The organism is Vibrio sp. THAF64 (assembly GCF_009363455.1).
Taxonomy (GTDB): Bacteria; Pseudomonadota; Gammaproteobacteria; order Enterobacterales; family Vibrionaceae; genus Vibrio; species Vibrio coralliilyticus.
On the sequence record NZ_CP045356.1, the window covers coordinates 1,346,808 to 1,366,006 of the forward strand.

At 47.4% G+C, this 19,199-nt stretch carries 14 protein-coding genes; 11 read left to right on the plus strand and 3 right to left on the minus strand.

Features of this window, described 5'->3' with window-relative positions; genetic code table 11:
• Window positions 1-4 precede the first annotated feature (4 nt).
• Complete coding sequence (locus tag FIU99_RS22560) at window positions 5-1,696, plus strand: alpha-amylase family glycosyl hydrolase (protein ID WP_006961671.1); 1,692 nt, start codon at window positions 5-7, stop codon at window positions 1,694-1,696.
• A gap of 10 nt (window positions 1,697-1,706) precedes the next feature.
• Window positions 1,707-2,303: a fructose PTS transporter subunit IIA gene (locus FIU99_RS22565; protein ID WP_006961670.1), complete on the plus strand. Its 597-nt coding sequence runs from the start codon at window positions 1,707-1,709 to the stop codon at window positions 2,301-2,303.
• Window positions 2,304-2,412: 109 nt separating this feature from the next.
• On the opposite strand, the gene FIU99_RS22570 is transcribed toward FIU99_RS22565, so the two are convergent.
• On the minus strand, window positions 2,413-2,967 hold the full coding sequence (locus FIU99_RS22570; RefSeq protein WP_006961669.1) for a type II secretion system protein: 555 nt from the start codon (window positions 2,965-2,967) through the stop codon (window positions 2,413-2,415).
• Window positions 2,968-3,230: 263 nt separating this feature from the next.
• On the opposite strand from FIU99_RS22570, the gene FIU99_RS22575 reads away from it, so the two are divergent.
• The gene (locus FIU99_RS22575) at window positions 3,231-3,962 is read left to right on the plus strand and encodes a siderophore ferric iron reductase (RefSeq protein WP_006961668.1); all 732 of its coding nucleotides are present in this window, start codon (window positions 3,231-3,233) and stop codon (window positions 3,960-3,962) included.
• Here FIU99_RS22575 and FIU99_RS22580 read toward each other — a convergent pair.
• Window positions 3,959-5,164, minus strand: coding sequence for an MFS transporter (locus tag FIU99_RS22580; protein ID WP_006961667.1), 1,206 nt, complete (start codon window positions 5,162-5,164; stop codon window positions 3,959-3,961). The two genes, FIU99_RS22575 and FIU99_RS22580, sit on opposite strands and share 4 nt — an antisense overlap.
• Window positions 5,165-5,316: 152 nt before the next feature.
• Here FIU99_RS22580 and FIU99_RS22585 point away from each other — a divergent pair, with 152 nt between their 5' ends.
• The 8 genes from FIU99_RS22585 to FIU99_RS22620 all read left to right on the plus strand — a co-directional run bounded on the left by FIU99_RS22585 (window position 5,317) and on the right by FIU99_RS22620 (window position 17,346).
• A complete protein-coding gene (locus FIU99_RS22585) occupies window positions 5,317-6,084 on the plus strand; it encodes an ABC transporter ATP-binding protein (protein WP_006961666.1) in 768 nt (255 codons plus the stop codon).
• 25 nt (window positions 6,085-6,109) lie between these two features.
• On the plus strand, window positions 6,110-7,006 hold the full coding sequence (locus FIU99_RS22590) for an ABC transporter substrate-binding protein (protein ID WP_006961665.1): 897 nt from the start codon (window positions 6,110-6,112) through the stop codon (window positions 7,004-7,006).
• Window positions 7,006-9,003 (plus strand): Fe(3+)-hydroxamate ABC transporter permease FhuB, encoded by a 1,998-nt coding sequence (fhuB, locus tag FIU99_RS22595; RefSeq protein WP_006961664.1) that lies wholly within the window; start codon window positions 7,006-7,008, stop codon window positions 9,001-9,003. Before FIU99_RS22590 ends, fhuB begins: the two co-directional genes overlap by 1 nt.
• 217 nt (window positions 9,004-9,220) lie before the next feature.
• A complete protein-coding gene (locus FIU99_RS22600; protein WP_006961663.1) occupies window positions 9,221-11,005 on the plus strand; it encodes an IucA/IucC family siderophore biosynthesis protein in 1,785 nt (594 codons plus the stop codon).
• Window positions 10,998-11,918 (plus strand): GNAT family N-acetyltransferase, encoded by a 921-nt coding sequence (locus FIU99_RS22605; protein WP_006961662.1) that lies wholly within the window; start codon window positions 10,998-11,000, stop codon window positions 11,916-11,918. Before FIU99_RS22600 ends, FIU99_RS22605 begins: the two co-directional genes overlap by 8 nt.
• A complete protein-coding gene (locus FIU99_RS22610; RefSeq protein WP_006961661.1) occupies window positions 11,918-13,702 on the plus strand; it encodes an IucA/IucC family siderophore biosynthesis protein in 1,785 nt (594 codons plus the stop codon). Before FIU99_RS22605 ends, FIU99_RS22610 begins: the two co-directional genes overlap by 1 nt.
• Before the next feature lie 52 nt (window positions 13,703-13,754).
• The gene (locus FIU99_RS22615) at window positions 13,755-15,065 is read left to right on the plus strand and encodes a lysine N(6)-hydroxylase/L-ornithine N(5)-oxygenase family protein (RefSeq protein ID WP_006961660.1); all 1,311 of its coding nucleotides are present in this window, start codon (window positions 13,755-13,757) and stop codon (window positions 15,063-15,065) included.
• A gap of 157 nt (window positions 15,066-15,222) precedes the next feature.
• Window positions 15,223-17,346 carry a TonB-dependent receptor gene (locus FIU99_RS22620; RefSeq protein WP_152472560.1) on the plus strand — a complete coding sequence of 708 codons (2,124 nt, stop codon included), beginning with the start codon at window positions 15,223-15,225 and terminating at the stop codon, window positions 17,344-17,346.
• 59 nt (window positions 17,347-17,405) lie between these two features.
• Here FIU99_RS22620 and FIU99_RS22625 read toward each other — a convergent pair whose 3' ends face one another.
• On the minus strand, window positions 17,406-18,998 hold the full coding sequence (locus FIU99_RS22625) for a BCCT family transporter (RefSeq protein WP_006961656.1): 1,593 nt from the start codon (window positions 18,996-18,998) through the stop codon (window positions 17,406-17,408).
• Window positions 18,999-19,199 lie beyond the last annotated feature (201 nt).

Genomic DNA, 19,199 nt, shown 5'->3' on the forward strand with positions numbered 1-19,199 from the left:
CACAATGAAAGAGAAGATTTTTAATAAAGTTGCCAAGCTGTACGGTGAAGAGCTAGCACCATCACTGACACAGGACATTTTAGCACTGGTTGATAAGTGGCGTGGTCATGCGCCGTCTTATCAGAGCTGGGTCGACGAATCGACGGCGTACCTCATCACATACGGCGACAGTATTCGCCGCGAGGGAGAGCCGACGCTGAATACCATGAAGTACTTTGCCGATAAGTACTTGCGTGGCGCGATCAGCAATATCCATATTCTACCTATGTTCCCATACACTTCGGATGACGGCTTCAGCGTAGTGGATTACCGCAAGGTTGACCCGAACTTGGGTGACTGGAAAGAGCTGAATGAGCTGGCGGAACATTTTGACCTGATGTACGACTGCGTGATTAACCACATCTCTAAGAGCAGCGACTGGTTCCAGCGCTATCTCGCGGGCGATGCGGCTTATCAGGATTATTTTGTAGAGTCTGACCCGAGCCTTGATTATTCGAGCGTTACGCGTCCCCGCGCACTACCGCTCCTGACGCCGTTTACCAAGGCCTCGGGTGAGACGACACATGTCTGGACAACGTTCTCAGACGATCAGATCGACATTAACTTTAAAAGCCCGAAAGTGCTGTTGGAAAGCATCGATATTTTGCTGATGTACGCAGCGAACGGTGGCCGTTCTATTCGTCTTGATGCCATCGGCTTTATCTGGAAAGTGCTTAACACAACCTGTATTCACCTTGAGGAAGCCCATGAAATCATCAAGCTATGGCGCATTGTTCTCGATGACGTCATGCCGGGCTCTTTGCTGATTACAGAAACCAATGTGCCGCATAAAGAGAATATCTCTTACTTTGGTCAGGGCGATGAAGCGCATATGGTGTACCAGTTCCCACTGCCACCATTAACGCTGCATGCGTTCCTTAGTCAGGACAGCAGTGTGCTGACCGAATGGGCGAAGGGACTAACGAACGAAGCCATGGCATCGTTGCAAGCGGGGAGTAAAACCACTTACTTTAACTTCCTTGCCAGCCATGATGGTATTGGTGTACGTCCGACGGAAGGTATTCTTAGCGACGACGATCGCCACATGATGTGTCAGCAGGTTGAGCGCAAGGGTGGCCGAGTCAACTACAAGAACAATGGCGATGGTACCCAGTCCCCGTACGAGCTCAACATTAACTATTTGAGTGCCATTACTGAGCCTGAAGATGACACACAGACGAAAGCGGCGAAGTTTCTCGCAGCGCAGTCAATTTTGCTCTCTTTCATTGGTGTGCCTGCGGTCTACTACCACAGCTTCCTTGGCAGTGAGAACGATGTGGCCGGAATGGAAGAGTCTGGCATCAATCGTCGTATCAACCGCAAAAAGTTCTCGGTCGAATCGCTCGAAGCCGAGTTGGCTGAGCAAGGTTCACTGCGCAATAACGTCTACAGTGAAATGGTACGCTTGCTAAACGTACGCCAGCAGCAATCTGCTTTCTCACCAAGTTCATCTCAGCAGGTATTGGAGCTGGGTGATGGCCTGTTTGGCTTACAGCGTGGCGAAGGTGAAAAGGCGATTCGCTTCGTCGTCAACTTGTCTCAGCAGGCGCAATCCGTCACGCTGAACACTGGTGGTAAGGATCTGGTCAGCGATCAGAGCTTTGATAACCAGTTTACTCTTAATCCGTATCAATTTGTCTGGCTGACAGAGCAATAGGAGCCACACTATGAAACTTGCGAACCTCACCTCTGAAAATCTGATCATGCTTGATGCGGCGTTTGATGATCGAATCGCTGCTATTCATGCTCTGACAGACAAAATCGAGCAAGAAGGAAAACTGACGGATAAGAGTCAGTTTCTAGAAGCTGTATTAAAGCGTGAAGACGAGGGCCCGACGGCACTAGGTGAATACCTCGCTGTGCCGCATGGTAAATCTGCTGCGGTCACAGAGCCCGTATTTGCCTGCGCATTCGTTAAAGATGAAATGATGTGGAAAGGTCTGGATGGTGATGAGCCTGTGACCATGATCTTTTTGCTCGCCATTCCGCCGGCGGAAGCTGGCTCAACACATATGGAAGTGCTGACTACGCTCACTTCCTCTTTGGTAGATGACGATTTCCGTGACCAGCTGGTGGCAGCGAAATCGAGTAAAGAAGTCATGCAGCTGTTTGGCGCTGAAGAAGAAGCGTCAACAGAAGCAGCCCCTGAACCGGAAGTAGAAGAAGAGCAACCCGAAATGGCAAGGGATATCAGTCGTCATGCGTATCCACTTGTCTTGGGGGCGGGTGTTCTGATTTCTGCCTTCTTGTTCTTATTGCTTTAAGACGATAAGTCTTAGGGATTTTTCTCTCTGTTTTGCCCGGCATGACCGGGCTTTTTTGTGCTGAAAGTAAGCAAAACGGACGTTATAAGAAGGGAGAGAGAACTTTGACTTAGCAGTTGGTATTTTCAACCCGTACGGTACAGACACAGCCTTCTGCAGGGCAGGTACCTGATGACCTTCCACCGAAGGAGTCATAGATTACATAGCAACCCTGCGGCAGCGTGGTAATGTTGCTACTGTTAAGTTCAGTATCAGAAAAAGAGTGTTCAAAGCCAATTACAGTATGTCGATTGCCGATGGCGGTTGTGAGATCATCGGTTGTACCCAGCGTCATAAAATCGAGCATGGTCAATGCATCTCCCGACTCGCCCTCACTTTCTGGGCATAGAGCCCCCCAATCGACTTCGACAGTTCCGATACCGAAATCCAAGATATAGTTCTGCTGATTTCCCGGGTTAGAGGTGCTTGGCGTTAATCCGTTAACGTAGGCTTTAGCGCTCACTTGACTTATCACGCCTTCCATTGCGTTTGCAATGCCTTCTAACGTTGCTTCACGAGCCGATTTTTGAAGGTTGAGAAATTGAGGCGCAGCTACGACGGCCAGAATACCTAGGATCACCACGACGGTAACCAACTCGATTAATGTAAAACCTGATTTTCTCATCAAACTGCAATACGCCTATCATCTATGTACGTGTTGGCTTTAATCACGTACCAGAACTATCCAACAGGGGTAATTATGGAGACAAAACAAATAACTACAACTACGGATAAATTGCCATTCATATAGCTAAGGTTAATAAATGAAGGTAGAAAAAGCTACTCGAACCTTGGCATTTGGTACTTTAGTTAATAATAATCAATTGCATTAACCTTATGTTATCACTATCCTAACAAGCTGATTTTGATTGTATAAATATCACCGTTATGAGCTCAGACGCTTTCTTCGACCACCTCTTCGAATACTCTCAACAGGTCACGCCTTATCTGGCTGGAACGGTTTCACCGATCCCCGAAGATGCGCCTCAGCAAGACATTCTCCACGTCGATCATCCGTGCAGTGAAAATATCCAAGAGTTGTACGAACGCCTTAAGGCGGCTCATCCGGAAGCCGGTTCTGCCTATTGGTTAACGCGAACGTGGGATCTGATTTGTTGGCAGCCTGTCTATCTTTCGTTCATCTCGATTTATGCGTTGCATGGCTTGCCCGATCTCACTCGTATTGGGCAAAAAGTGCAGTCGGAGTTTGTGGCGGGCTTTCAATTCGAGTCGACAGAGCATGTTCATGGCACAGAGGCGGAGTTAGTAGCAAAAGCAGGCGTTCAACTGCAGGCCTTGTTTGCTTTTTTCCGTGAAGAGATGAGCCAGTGGACGCGGATTCGTCCGGGCTTTACCAACCACTTGTTCGCTGATGGCGTGCTGGGTTGTTTGGTCAAGCTGAGCAAGTTTGCCCCGCATATTCCGAATGACTATCTGCTTGAGCAGGCTTCACTTTGGTTGGATGCGTGTGGGCTGCCCGCTAAATTGGCTAAAACACTGACCGTGGATGAACAAAGTGGAGAGCTGAAACTGGTGCGTACCAGTTGTTGCTTGGTATACAAATGTCACGGACGTAAACTCTGCGAGGATTGTCCGAGACATCCGGATAATAAAGCCTAGCCCTGTGTTTCCAACGCTCCAGCGCTACGTTGTTTAAGCGCGATGGTGAGAATGATTGCGGAAAAGCCGATACAAATGTAGATCGGGTAAATTGGATTGATGGTCGCACTATAAGCCAATAGCGAAGCAAACCCATATCCGAGTGTGTGTGACATTGAAATATACCCTGAAATCGCACCAGGTGAGCTTTTGTCTGTTTCCGTGGCTTTCGCCGTATAAGCAGGGACCAAGAGTGCAGCGCCACTGGCTGCAATCGCCATTGCAACGCCGAATAGCCAGATGTTAGGTATGAGGAACAAAACAAACCCAGTCAGCATTGCCAACCCGCCTAACTGATACATTGCCGTCGGCGTCAACTTTTTCTTTTTGATAACCAGTACCTGAGTACTCAAAGTCATGGCAGCACTGATGGTCAGAAGAATGCCGATCGCATTACTGATCTGGTCTGTCGACCATTCTGTCACGCTGAAAATCAGTGGAGAGAAACTGTATTGCAACAAAGCGATGACCGCACACAGTAGTAAGCCAGACAACAGAAATGGCATCAGGTGAGCGTTAGGGATCCAAGAATGCCGAGATTTTTCTTCACCTGAAAATGGCTTGTCCAATTGTGGGGAAGGGAGCCAGTAAGCCCCCATTAACGCTAAGACAGGGAATAACACCATCACCATTAATGGTGCGAAAGGCGAGAACTTCAATAGCACAATAGAAAGCAAAGGCCCAAGTAGACGCCCCGTACTGAGACCAATACTCACGGAAGTAATGGCCTGAATCCGGTTTTGCTCACCACAAAGGAGAATCGCCCAATGCTGGCTGGCGGGAACCATGCCGGCGACGGTGCAACCGTAGATAATTCGAGCAAGCACAAGCCCCGCTAGGCACCACCCGATCCATTGCTGACCTTGAGCGCTGAGTACTGCAAACACCAGCAATAGCAAGAAGCTCACAGCCATTCCCAGCAGTGCTTGAATGACGACTCGTTTGGGGCCAAATTGATCGCTGTGGCGCCCCCAGTAAGGGGCGGCGGGGAGAAACAGAAAGCTCCCGACGGCAATTAAGATTGACCACGTTGGTAAGGCAAAAGCGGAGTGCTCAACCAGGAAGGGTAATGACACCAAAAGCCCATTTTGGCCAATTCCCATCAAGGCGGCGATTAAACCAATCACACTGAGTTGGATACGTGTATTTTTTACAACTGACATGAGAAAGCACCGTTTGTCGGTTTCTTATTGATCTTGGTGATGAAAATGCATCGAAATAACGTGATATTTAATGATTATGAAAATAATTATCATTAACCTTGCGGTGTGATAAAGTTAACCGCTGGTGCCAAATAAAACAACTCTTCATTTTCATGTTTCAATTACTGGATGCTTCGTTTGCAATCGAAGATAAAACCATCTTACATCCGACAAGTCTGACCTTTAAAAAGGGCGCGGTGACGACCTTGCTTGGTCACAATGGTTGCGGTAAGTCGACGTTAATTAAATTACTCAGTCGACAGAATCAACCAGCCAGTGGTCAAGTACTTTTCAATGACAAGGCCGTGTCTTCTTACACCAGCCAAGACTTTGCCCTTAATGTTGCTTATTTGCCTCAGCATCCACCAATGACGGATGGTGTGACTGTGCGAGAGTTGGTGTGCTTCGGACGTTATCCGTGGAAAGGCGCCTTTGGCCGCTACAGTAAAGAAGATTACGCGTTAGTGGACGAAGCGATTGAAAAGGTCGGGTTGACCCAGTTCAGTGACCGATTTGTTGCTACCTTGTCTGGTGGTGAAAGGCAGCGTGCGTGGGTGGCGATGCTACTTGCCCAGCAAAGTCAGTGCATCTTGCTGGATGAACCGACCTCAGCGCTGGATGTGGCGCATCAATATGAGTTGTTGGCGCTGATTCGAGAGCTGAATCAGAGCTTAGGGCTGACGGTTATCATGGTGCTGCACGACGTGAACATGGCGGCCAAGTTCAGTGATGAGCTGGTGGCTTTGCATTCTGGTCAGGTTATCGCCAAGGGCACGCCACAAGAATTGATGACACCTGACACTCTCATGAAGATCTACGGTATGGAGCTGGCTTTGTTCCCGCATCCGGATACCGGCCACCCTATCAGTTACATCCCATAATTTTTGATCGTTGAGGAATCCGCTTGTGAAACGAATCATCATACTTTTGACCTCTTTTCTAGCCTTTGCCGCGAATGCATTCGAAATCAAACACGAGCTCGGGGTTGCCTCTTTTGATCAGGCACCAAAGAAGGTTGTCGCGCTTGATTGGGCATTAACTGAAACCGTATTAAGCCTTGGTGTTATGCCGCGAGGTATTGCCGATGTGGCAGGGTACAATACATGGGTGGCACAACCTGAGCTGAATAAAAATGTCATTGATGTTGGCTCTCGCCGCGAGCCAAATCTGGAGCTGATTGCTGACCTTAAACCTGATGTGATCCTGATTAGTGAGCACATTGCCCCTGCCTACAAGCAGCTAGAGCAGATTGCACCAGTTCTGGTTTATACCGTCTACAGCGATGCAAAAACACCGCTTGCATCGGCAGAGAGCATCACCCGTTCTCTTGGCAAGCTTTTCAACAAAGAGCAGCAAGCACAAAAGGTAATTGAGCAAACCACGGCTCGTCTTAAAACCAATGGTGACAAGATAAAAGCGGCAAATGCGGATCTGAAACCTTTGATGTTCATCCGCTTTATTAACGATAAAACGCTACGAATTCATAGTGATGGCTCGCTTGCACAGTCGACGATTACGAAGATGGGTCTGAAGAACGATTGGCGCGAAACAACCAATATGTGGGGCTTCACCACCGCTGGGACTGAGAAGTTAGCTGAGCATCAGAAAACAAACCTAATGATCTTTGGTCCTTTAAAAGACAATGAGCGTAAGCAATTGACCCAATCGCCGCTGTGGCAGGCGATGGAATTCACTCGTACCGATTCCGTGTATGAGCTACCGGCTATCTGGACTTTCGGCGGCCTGATTGCTGCACAAAGGTTCAGTGACCACATCACAGAACAACTGACCAGCGATAAATAATGAACGTGACACAAACGCAGACTGAACGTCGTGCTGCGATAAATCTAAAAACGCCTTTAGTGGCGTTTTTGTTATTGGCAACCCTTGTTTGGCTAGTACAGATTACCGCCCCTTACTCACAAGGCTGGTCTCTGTTGTGGGATACGGTGTTTCACTATGATGCGGCAAACTATCAACACCTGATCACTCACCTGACTTACCTGCCGCGTTTGGCGATTGCCGTCATTTGCGGTTTTGCGCTGGCAATTGCAGGTTGTGTGATGCAGTTTGTGTTGCGTAACCCGATTGCCTCACCCACTACGTTAGGCGTTGCGGCAGGCGCAGAACTGGGCATGGTATTGGGAATACTTCTCCTACCTGCTGGAATGAGTGTTGCTGGTTTTATTCCGGCCTTTATTGGTGGATGTCTGGCGACTTTTCTGGTGTTTGCTCTAAGTGCTAAACGAGGCTTTTCGCCAGTTCATATGGTGTTGGCCGGTATGGTGGTCAGCCTGTTCTTTGGTGCGCTCAACACCATGCTATTGCTGTTACACGAGCAGCAGCTAACCAGCGTATTTGTTTGGGGTGCGGGCACCTTGAATCAGAATGATTGGTCGAGTGTCACGACTTTATTGCCTTTAGTGATTATCCCAACCCTGTTGTTGCTTGTCTTGCAACGACCATTATCAGCATTGCAGTTTGGCGATGGGGTTGCTTCATCACTGGGTGTGAACGTCAAACAAATCAAAGTGGCGTGCCTGACTCTGGCAATCTTTGTGACCGCGGCGGTTGTCAGTGAAGTCGGTTTGATTGGTTTTGTCGGTATCGTCGCTCCAGCACTGGCAAGAATGTTAGGCGCGAGAGCGCTGCACTGGCAGATTCTTATCAGTGGTTTAGTCGGCGCGACCATGTTGCTACTCGCAGACTTGAGTATTCAGCCTTTCTCCGGAGTGGGTGGTGAGCTACTGCCAACCGGCGCGATGACCGCGTTACTGGGTGCGCCTTTCCTGCTTTGGCTATTGCAACGTAAATCCTTACAATCGGACCTCAAAGCCCGTGATGAGGTGGTTGAGCAGTATCGCCATCGCAGCTTACTCAAAGTCGTATCCGGTTTGGTGATTGTGCTTGTTGTCGCAGTTGTGGTAGGGATACTTGTCGGTAAGAATCAGACGGGCTGGTCGATTGCTGATTCGATGGCGGTGCTTGAACTCCGCCTGCCACGCGTGTTTGTTGCCTTACTTGCAGGTATTGGTTTGGCGTTTGCGGGAACCATCATTCAGCGCGTATCAAACAACCCAATGGCGAGCCCTGAAATTCTCGGTATCAGTTCAGGCGCAGCCTTGGCACTCGTTCTCGGAGCTATGCTGGGTTTTGCGGTTGAGCGCCATGAGCAAATGCTACTTGGTACAAGCGGCGCATTGCTGGTGACTGGGCTGGTGTGGTTGTTCGGTCGTAAACACAATTTTGCACCTACTCAGACTTTGCTGACTGGTATTGCACTTAGTGCTGGCTTGGATGCTTTTTTGCGCATCGCAATGACGTCAGGGCAGGACAATGTCCGCGCGCTACTTACCTGGCTTTCCGGTTCTACTTATTTGGTTTCAAGTTACGATATTGGCCTGTTGCTCGTGGGTGTGACTGTACTTGGCGGAGCGGCATTACTGGCTCATCGCTGGATTGAACTGATTGGCCTTGGCGAAATTACCGCCAGCAGCATTGGTATTGATTGTCGCAAGGTTCGCTTGCTGTTGCTGATCTTAGTTGCGGCCATTACTACGCTATGTACGATTGTTATTGGCCCGCTAAGTTTTATTGGCTTGTTGGCGCCGCATATGGCGAGATCACTCAATCAATATCAAGCCAAGAATCAACTAATTACCGCTGCGCTTATCGGTGCAGTGGTGATGGTGATGGCGGACTGGATCGGTCGAACGCTGTGGTTCCCATGGCAATTCCCCGCAGGCTTACTAGCCTCGATTTTAGGCGGAGCCTACTTCCTATATCTGATGAGAAAGTAATGCTGTTGGTGCGAGTGGTTTAGTTTGTTCAAACCACTCGCTAAGCCTTACTGGACTAAAGCTGTGCCAACTTTGTAATGAGTATACGGCACAGATTTTTTTGATATTTTTATATTAATGAGGTGGCTATTTTAATTATTTAGTTAATTTTATTTGTTAACGAAAATAAGAATTCTTATCGTTCTCGATGTCAGTTATATGGAAATCGAGATATCTAATGAATCGTTTAAACGATCAGATCCCCCCTTTCGAAGCAGTTAATGATGTTCCCGCTGCATGCTTTCTTAATGCCCTTGCGCGCGAAAGTGAGCTTATTCAGTTTGAGCATAACTCCTCTGTTACCTTGTACAACATTCCCTTGTCCGGTGAACGAAGTATTTCAATTAAGCTCAGTCACTTTTCTTCACTTGGAGGTCACGAATACCTCTTTCCAGCCATGTTGAATGACCAGGCAACCGATGTTTCTCAACCTATTAGGTTTTCTCAGTTGCTCGCGTTAGTGCTTGATGAGCCTGCCTTAGTTGGGCTGCTCAGCAAAGAGCAGAAAGCGATATTCACCCAGCGTGTGACTGAGAGCTACCACAATACGTATCTGGCTGCGCAGAATCATCCGAATGGATCTAAATTGTTTGAACAGCGGCTGGACTTTACTCAAGCAGAGCAGAGTCTTTTGGTTGGCCACTCGTTCCACCCAGCACCAAAGAGTCGTGAACAATTTAGTTTTGAAGACGCGAAGCAGTTCTCTCCAGAGTTTGGTGGTCATTTTGCTTTAGTTTGGTTGGCGGTTAGCGAAGATGTGCTGATTGGCGATAGCTCTGCTGATTCTACGTTATCGCAGCGATTGCAGGCGTTAGTCTCACAAGATGGAGCTTTGTGCCATGGGCTTGAAGGTCGACTGAATGATGGCGAGACGCTGTTGCCTGCTCACCCTTGGCAGTGGCAAGTGATGCAAGAGCTGCCAAGCATTCAGAAATATTCGCAGCAGGGCAAAATTCGTCAGCTAGGTCAGTTGGGCGCACAGTGGTATCCAACATCGTCGACACGTTCGCTGTATTCCCCGTCGTTACCATACATGCTGAAGTTTTCTCTCAGCGTGAAGCTGACTAACTCCATTCGCAATTTGTCACTCAAAGAAGTCGTACGTGGTACGCGATTGAATGATCTTTTCCAGCACTCGTCACTGCAGGAAACACTTGGCGATGGGGCGGGTTTCCAATTAATGCAGGAGCCTGCATTCCTTGGCTTAGTGGATCAAAACGGTGAAGTGATTGATGAAAGCCTTGTCGCATTGCGTGATAACCCATTAGCCACCCAGCCCGATCAAGAAGCCGTCGTACTGGCAACCTTGACCCAACAAAACCCGTATGGTGGGGCAAATCTCTTGGCGAACCGCGTTAGTGAATATGCCCGCACACAAAACATTGATGTGAAACATGCGGCAACAAATTGGTTTGACGCTTACTGCCGACACACAGTGGTGCCTCTGTTTCATCTGCAAGCTAACTTTGGTGTAGTGTTTCTCGCCCATCAGCAGAACATAGTCATGCAGTTGGAGAATGGTTTTCCAATCGGAATGTACTACCGAGACTGCCAAGGAACAGGCTATACCGATCTTGCTTTTGAACTTTTTGGTGAGCAGCTAAAAGAAGCCAAGCGAGATGTTGAGAATTATTGGGATCAGGACAAGGTAAGACGCTATTTCGCCTACTATCTGATCATTAATTCCTCGTACAACGTCATCAGCAACTTAGCCGCCCAATGTGGAGTTGAGGAGATGGAACTCGTGGCTATCCTGCATCAACATCTCCGTCGTTTATTAGACGCAGGGGTTCGAGATGATCAGTGTTTGCGCTATGTATTGGAAAGCCAGTCCTTATGTTGTAAGGGCAACTTCTTCTGCTACCTGCAGAACTTCAATGAAAACTCTATTCCTGATCCTGCGGTGATCTATTTCGATTTACCTAACCCGTTAGTTCGCGTTAAGGAGACCAGCCATGCATGAGTTTCGCACCGTAACTTATCAGCCTGATAGCCTGCCTAAAGTCACTATCGCTATACAAGATAGTGACTTAAACCAAGCTGATTTATTGTCTTTGATGGTGGATGAACTGGATGCTTTGTTTAGCCAGCATGTTGAGCTTTTGGCTGTTGAGATCGAATGTCAGGACATCAATGTCTGGCACAAAGTTAAGCAGAAGTTGCCTATCTTTACTGACTGTACGTTAAAGCGCGCCGCATTCTATCAGAGCCAATTTAACTGGCTAAAGCACAAGCCTTCCGATCGCTATCCATTGCTTCAGGTCCAGACGGATAGCCGATATCGCCATCACCCGCAGAGGCCACCGATGCCGGAAGGTTTGGTTTACCAGCGTTATGACGCTAAGTCTGAATTAACAGTGAGTTTTCGTGTTTTTACGTTGGAGAAAGACCTCGATAACTTTACGATTTGGATGAACGATCCGCGTGTGGCCGAATTTTGGGAGCAAGCATGGAGCCGAGAGAAACTGGCTGAGTTTGCTCAGCAGCGCCTAGCTGATCCGCATATTATCCCCTTGATAGCGGAGTTCAACGGCCAGCCTTTTGGTTACATCGAAGCTTACTGGGTCGCTGAAGATCGATTGAGCCCGTATTATCCGGTCGAAAGTTTTGACCGCGGTATCCACTTGTTGGTCGGTGAAGAAAGTTTTCGTGGGCCTAAGTATTTTGATTGCTGGATGAGAGCAATCAGTCACTATCTCTTTATTGATGACGCCAGAACTCAGCGTATTGTTCTTGAACCTCGCCACGACAATCAGAGGCTATTCAAGCGCATTTTGCCGCTTGGCTATGACAAATGTATGGAATTCAATTTTCCTCACAAACGTTCCGCGTTGTTAATGCTCAATCGTGATCGATTCTTTGAGGAGCAATGGTGATGACACAATCCGCACTTCACAAGTATTGGCACATTGCGAACCTCAAAATGGTTGCCAAGCTCATCAGTGAATTTGGTTACGAGCAGGCGTTTTCGATCCACCGTGTAGAGCAAGGTTTCGTGCTTGAGCTTGATAACGGCACTACCTATCAATTTGATGGAAAGGAAAACATCTGGGGCCAAATCGTGATTGAGCCGCAATCACTGGCTCGCACATCACGAAATGGTGAACAAGAACCGCTTAGTGCAGCACTGTTTATGCGCGACATTCAGGCTTTGCTTGAGATGCCAGATGAAGCCATGGCAGAGCACCTTGAAGACCTCAATGCAACTTTGTGGAGTGATTGTCAGTTAATGGCGCGCAAGGCATCGATAACGGCTAAAGATTTGAGTCTAATGTCGTGTGAAGAGCAGCAATCTTATTTCGAAGGTCACCCAAAATTTGCATTTAACAAAGGTAGAAGAGGCTGGGGGAGTGAGGACTTGCTGCGCTATGCACCTGAATCTCAGCAAGCTTTTCAGTTGGGTTGGGTCGCTGTACACAACGATATTCTTCAAGTATCGACCAATCAAGAAGTCAATTGGGGCCAACTGGTGGAAAGCGCAGTCAACAAGGCTGACATTGACCAAATGCAATCGGTGATTTCCGGATTGGATCAAGATGTTGCTGATTACCATTTTGTGCCTGTCCACCCTTGGCAATGGCACAACAAACTTGCTTTGCTATTTACTCGTGAACAGGCCTGCAAGCAGTTGATTTATCTGGGTGAGTTTGGTGATCTGTTTCTTCCTCAGCTTTCCTTACGTACGCTGAGTAATGCCACCCGTCCGCAGAATTTCGATATTAAACTGCCGCTAACGGTGATGAATACTTCCTGCTATCGCGGTATTCCGGGGCGTTATATTCTAGCAGGCCCTAGCGCTTCTGACTGGATCCATTCTGTTTTCCAAAGCGATCCAATATTGCTGGAAAAGCAAGCCGAAGTATTGCAAGAGCCCGCAGCGGCATTTGCCGCTCAACATGATTATGCGCAGTTGCAACACGCGCCATATCGTTATCATGAGCTGCTTGGTGTGATCTGGCGAGAGTCGGCAATCTCTAAGCTCAAACAAGGCGAAAGCGCGATACTAATGGCAGCCTTGATGGAGACGGACTGCCAAGGTGCATCTTTGATTAGCGAGTACATTCGCGCATCGGGTGTGTCTATCGAGTCATGGCTCAGCCAGCTGTTCGATGCGGTCGTGATCCCTTACTACCATCTGCTGTGCAAGTATGGCGTTTCTCTGATTGCACATGGTCAGAACGTCACCTTGGTAATGGAAGATTCCCTACCAAAGCGAATCCTTCTTAAAGACTTCCAAGGCGATATGCGCTTGGTCGACAAGCATTACCCTGAACAGGATTCATTGTCTGACTCAGTAAAAGAAGTCACGGTGCGATTACCCGAAGAGCTAATCATTCATGATCTTCAAACCGGACATTTCGTGACGGTCTTGCGCTTTATCTCTCCGCTGGTGGAGCAAATCGGTGTCAGCGAGGAAACCTTCTACCAGATACTTGGAAACCGCATTCGTAGTTATGCAGGAGCGCTTCCAGAACTGGAAGAGCGCTTCCGATCTTTTGATCTATTTAAGCCCAGAATACTTCGAATTGGCCTTAACCTCGCCAAGTTCAGACACAACACGGATTCGAGCTCCTCAAGAATGCTGCCGGATATGGACGAACAGCTCGATAACCCACTCCATCTGTCAGCAAATAAAGAAGTAGCCACAGAGCTGCAATAAGGCTTAATGCTTGTTTAAGCCTTGGTTTAATAACAACTAAGGAACGTTCAATATGGAACGCACTAACGACACCATACTTGATTTGGCTGGCATTGGAGCTGGCCCATTTAATCTCAGTGTTGCCGCACTATTGGCTCAGAAAAACCATATCAATGCCCGATTCTTTGAAAGTCGGGAGCATTTTTCGTGGCACCCTGGGTTGTTGCTTGATAACACTAATATGCAGACTATGTTTCTCAAGGATCTGGTCAGCGCGGTATGCCCAGAGAACCCTTACTCGTTTCTGTCCTATTTAGTTAAAAACAAAAAGTTCTACCGTTTTCTATCTGCTGAGTTGAGCTGCATTAGTCGTCACGAATTTTCTGATTATCTCGCATGGGTGGCCCATCAGTTAGATAACGTGCAGTTCTCTTCGCGTATCGAGCATGTTGAGTTCACGGGTGACCATTTTGAACTGCACACCAGTCAGGGCAAAGTGGCGGCGAAGAACCTATGCATTGGGACTGGCAAGGTGCCGTTTATTCCAGATTGCGCGACAGCCTATATTGGTGAGCGCGTGTTCCATGCGGCTGAAATTGGCCTGCGCCAACGTGACTTTAACGGTAAGCGCGTTGCAATTGTTGGAGGTGGTCAGAGTGGGGCAGACATTTTCCTTAATGTACTAAGAGGCAAGTGGGGTAAGGTCGCCTCTCTTGACTGGATCTCACGACGATCAAATTTCCAACCTCTGGATGAAGCGGCGTTTACCAATGAGTTTTTTACCCCAGATTACGTTGATGCTTTTGTCGGTTTAGCACCTGAAGTGAGGCAAGCAGAAGTACAGGCGCAAAAGCTTACGTCTGATGGCGTAACGCAGAAATCCTTGTTGGAGATTTATCAGGAGCTCTACTACAGGTTTGATGTTTTAAAAGAAGATAAGTGGGTGCGCCTATTACCTCACCGTACGCTTAACAGAATGTACGAACTCCAATCAGGCTTTGAATTGGAGACAGCCAATGCGCTTAGCTCGCAATCCGAAGCACACGATGCTGATATTGTGATTTTGGCGACCGGTTTTCAGTCACCTTATCCCGCCTGTCTCGATGCGATTCTGCCATTGTTGGAACTTGACGAGCAGCAGCGCTACAAGATGAGTCCTGATTTTGAACTCAAGTGGAGCGGTTCTGCAAACAACAAGATTTTCGCCGTTAATGCAGGTATGCACACTCACGGCATTGCAGAGCCTCAGCTGAGCCTGATGGCGTGGCGAAGCGCAAGAATCATCAACTGCTTAGCGCAAGAACCCCTCTACGACCTTGATGCCGGAAAGGGCATGATTGAATGGACGACACCTTCAAAAGTTCATCAACTACTCTCGGCTTGAGAGGAGAGGACAACAACGTGAGTAAATTACATATGACTGATTTATATAAATAATTATACCGATAAGAGTTTTATATAAAGATGGAAATGAAAGTGTTAGTGAGTACTATTCTCGTTCTTATAGCGCTTTTGATTTAATTATAAACAGAGTGATAAACATGAAACTCAATAAAGGGGCATTCCCGTTTAGCCTAGTTGCAATTGCAGTGGCAGCAGCAACATCAACCGTTGCTTCAGTAGCAAATGCTGAAGAATACACCACGACCCAAGAAAAAATGGTGGTGGTATCCAGCCGAACACCAAAAGCGATCAGTGAGATCCCGGGTACTGTCTGGTACATCGATGCCGAGCAAATCGAGCAAGAGTATCGCGGTGGTAAAAGCTTGGATGAAATCCTAGCGGCGACGATTCCTTCGCTTGATGTCAGCAGTGGCGGTCGTACGCATCAAGGTCAAAATTTGCGTGGCCGCAGTATCATGGTGATGATTGATGGCGTGTCTCTACAGTCTGTTCGTTCGATCAGCCGCAGACTAGATTCAATAGACCCATTTAATATAGAACGAATTGAAGTGTTATCCGGTGCAAGTTCAATTTATGGTGCTGGTGCGAGTGGTGGTGTAATCAACATCATCACCAAAAAAGCGCAGGGCGAAGTGCCAGAGTTTGAGTCTTTTGTTGGCGGTACGTCTGGTCTGAATTCAAGTGAAGATTTCGACTACAAACTGGCGCAATCTGTCGCAGGAGGAAACGAGAAAGTGCAAGGCCGAGCATCGGTTGCCTACACCAAAACTCAAGGCTACTATGACGCTGATGGCACAATCGTGACGCCAGACATTTCCCAAGGCTCTACTCAGTTTAATGAGACGATTGACCTACTGGGTACTTTGCAGATCAATCTTGCTGAAGACCAAAACCTAAACTTGCTAGCACAGTACTACGATAGCCAGCAAGACTCGCCATATGGTCTGTATTTTGAAGAAGACGGTAACGGAAAATATCAGTTTGTTGAAGTGCGTGATGGTTACTCGGCTGATCGTCAGCAAGGTACAGAGCGAATCATGTTAAGTGCTCAATATAGTCATGCTAATTTTCTTAATCATCACCTTATTTCAGAGCTCTCATACAGAAAAGAAGATAACACCTTCACACCATATACTGAGGATGGCGCCGACAGCTTAGAATTAAGGTCATCAGCCCAGAATACGGAAGTATTATCATTAAAAGTTGCTCTTAATAAAGCTTATGGATCTTTCAATGTGACGTACGGTGCTGATGGTTTTATAGATAAGCTGACGAGCAATGAAGCGGTTTACAACACTACGATTACTGAAGGATCGGGTGGTATGGTCAATGTGATTGATACCATTGAAGGCAAATATCCTGGTGTAGACACCGAAGTGTTGGCAGGTTTCGTTCAGGCAGAGTATTCACTTACTCCTGATTGGTTGCTGCAAGGTGGTTATCGTTATCAGTACATGAATACTAAAGTTGCTGATTTCCAGAAAAATGCTAGCTCTGACTTCGTTCCTGGTGGTGAAACAGACTATTCGGAAGGCTTGTTTAATGTAGGCACTATTTATCATCTAACACCATCTTCACAAGTGTGGGCTAACTTCGCTCAAGGCTTTGATCTTGCTGATCCTGCTAAGCGCTATGGCAAAAGTGCGGACATAAATGTCAATGATACGCAGCTTGATGGCATTAAGACCGATAGTTATGAAATTGGTTATAGAACTGACCTAGATAACCTATCATTGCAAAGTGCACTTTATTATTCACATTCGAATAAATCGATCGAATATGCGGATGACCAGACAATTAAGGGGCTTAAAGATGCCAAGCGTGTATACGGCGCTGAAGCGCAGATTAGCTACTGGGCAACGGACAATCTTCAGTTAGGCTCTTCTGGCCACTATGTTATTTCTGAAGGTAAAACGGATAATGGTTGGGAAGACTATGCAGCCACCGAAGCTAGTACTTCTAAGGCGAGTGCTTGGGTTGGCTGGTATGAGTACGACTACAACGTGAAGCTGCAAAGCCTGACCACGTTTGATTACACCGATGCTGACAATCGCAAACTTGACGGTTATACCGTGGTTGACCTCGTGGGTAACTATCAGCTTCCTGTCGGTAGCCTTGGTTTCGGAATTAAAAACTTATTGAATGAAGATTATCTGACTACGTGGGCTCAACGAGCCGTTTACTGGTATGGAGATTCTCCTATCTATGACTACAAAGGTCGCGGCCGCACGTACACATTGAACTATCAAGTTAAGTTCTAAGAGTTTCATTAAGTAAAAAGGCCGCTCACTGAGCGGCCTTTTTTTATTGGTATCACTTACTACGCGTAGCTGAGCTTGTGATGTTGAAGCTCTGTACGCATACCCATCAATAGGCTGACACACATGGTCAGCAGAATCACAGTAAATGGTAAGCCAGTTGAGATAGTTCCTGCTTGAAGCGCTTGAATGGCCTCTGTACCACCAATCCAAAGCAACATTGCTGCGATAGCACCTTCTACCGATGCCCAGAAAATACGTTGTGGAATCGGTGCATCCACTTTTCCGCCTGACGTAATACTATCGACAACAAGTGACGCCGAGTCAGATGAGGTAATAAAGAACACCATAATCAATACGATAGAGATTACTGAAAGCAGTGTTCCCATTGGCATGGCGTCAAAGGCGTAGAACAGTGACAAAGTAATATCAGTCAGGCCGTTCTGGCCCAGTTCACCCACTTGATTGACAACTTGCTCAATCGCGATACCACCAAATGCGGACATCCAGACTAGGGTAATAGCCGTTGGAATTAGGATAACTGCAGAAAGGAATTCGCGTACGGTACGGCCTTTTGAAATACGGGCGATAAACATACCGACACATGGTGACCAAGATACCCACCAAGCCCAGTAGAATACCGTCCAACCTTGCATCCAAGCTTCGTCTTCACGGCCATATGGATTACTCAGTGGGAGCATATTTTCCACATAGCCAGTCAGTGTTGTTGGAATGGTACCCAGCGCCGTCGCCAGACCTGCAATGATCACAAACATCAATAGGGCGAAGGCCACAATCAGGTTGGTGTTACTCAACACTTTTACGCCGCCATCAATACCACGGACAACAGACACAACAGCTAGGCTGGTGACAAATGCAATTACTCCCAACTGCAACCCGAGACCACCATCAATACCAAACACATGACTGATACCGCTCGCGGCTTGCTGAGCGCCTAGACCCAATGAGGTTGCAAGACCAAATAGTGTCGCTAGCACTGCAAGGATATCGATGATATGACCAAACCAACCCCAAGTGCGATCACCCAGAATCGGATAAAACACCGAGCGAATAGAAAGTGGCAGACCTTTATTGAAGGCAAAGAAGGCCATCGCTAACGCGACCACTGCGTAAATCGCCCATGGGTGTAGACCCCAGTGGAACATGGTTGCACCTAGGGCCACTTTTGCTGCTTCTTCAGTGTATGGCTCGACACCTAGTGGTGTTTCAAACCAACCAGTGAAGTAAGCAACTGGCTCCGCAACGCCCCAGAACATCAGGCCGATACCCATGCCAGCGGCAAATAGCATGGCGATCCATGAAAGGTTGGAGTGCTCAGGTTTGGCATCGACGCCACCAATACGAATTTTACCAAACGGCGATAAAACCAGACCAATACAGAAAATCAGGAACACGTTTCCTGACCACATAAACAGCGTGTCAAATGACTCGATGATTTGCAGTTTTACGCCATCAATAGTGGATTTTGCAACGGTAGGATCGGCGATAAGAAGGGCGACAAGAAAGACAATGATCAGGCCCGCACTGGCACCAAAAACTGGGTTGTGAACGTCAAAACCCCATTTCTGAACGTTGTCCTGACCGACGGTATAATCGGTATTTTCAATACTATACCTATCCTTAGTACTACTCATTAATCCTCGCTAATTATTTAGAGTTCGAAATAAATTTTCCGGAGAAGGGTAACAGAATGCTAGTTCAAACGAAAGTGAGTCTGGTTTATTAACAATAATTGAGTAAATAATGGAAGGAAGATTAAGTAGAGGTCTAATGAAATGTGTCAAGCCTCAATGGTGATTTGCTCTCCTCATTAGAGAGGCCAACGCTGTATAAGC

What these genes read in the sequence shown, in the direction of transcription:
- FIU99_RS22585 (WP_006961666.1), top strand. Translation starts at nt 5,317, where the DNA reads ATGTTTCAATTACTGGATGCTTCGTTTGCAATCGAAGATAAAACCATC.
- FIU99_RS22575 (WP_006961668.1), top strand. Translation starts at nt 3,231, where the DNA reads ATGAGCTCAGACGCTTTCTTCGACCACCTCTTCGAATACTCTCAACAG.
- FIU99_RS22600 (WP_006961663.1), top strand. Translation starts at nt 9,221, where the DNA reads ATGAATCGTTTAAACGATCAGATCCCCCCTTTCGAAGCAGTTAATGAT.
- FIU99_RS22560 (WP_006961671.1), top strand. Translation starts at nt 5, where the DNA reads ATGAAAGAGAAGATTTTTAATAAAGTTGCCAAGCTGTACGGTGAAGAG.
- FIU99_RS22620 (WP_152472560.1), top strand. Translation starts at nt 15,223, where the DNA reads ATGAAACTCAATAAAGGGGCATTCCCGTTTAGCCTAGTTGCAATTGCA.
- FIU99_RS22625 (WP_006961656.1), bottom strand. Translation starts at nt 18,998, where the DNA reads ATGAGTAGTACTAAGGATAGGTATAGTATTGAAAATACCGATTATACC.
- FIU99_RS22565 (WP_006961670.1), top strand. Translation starts at nt 1,707, where the DNA reads ATGAAACTTGCGAACCTCACCTCTGAAAATCTGATCATGCTTGATGCG.
- fhuB (WP_006961664.1), top strand. Translation starts at nt 7,006, where the DNA reads ATGAACGTGACACAAACGCAGACTGAACGTCGTGCTGCGATAAATCTA.
- FIU99_RS22605 (WP_006961662.1), top strand. Translation starts at nt 10,998, where the DNA reads ATGCATGAGTTTCGCACCGTAACTTATCAGCCTGATAGCCTGCCTAAA.
- FIU99_RS22615 (WP_006961660.1), top strand. Translation starts at nt 13,755, where the DNA reads ATGGAACGCACTAACGACACCATACTTGATTTGGCTGGCATTGGAGCT.
- FIU99_RS22570 (WP_006961669.1), bottom strand. Translation starts at nt 2,967, where the DNA reads ATGAGAAAATCAGGTTTTACATTAATCGAGTTGGTTACCGTCGTGGTG.
- FIU99_RS22610 (WP_006961661.1), top strand. Translation starts at nt 11,918, where the DNA reads ATGACACAATCCGCACTTCACAAGTATTGGCACATTGCGAACCTCAAA.
- FIU99_RS22580 (WP_006961667.1), bottom strand. Translation starts at nt 5,164, where the DNA reads ATGTCAGTTGTAAAAAATACACGTATCCAACTCAGTGTGATTGGTTTA.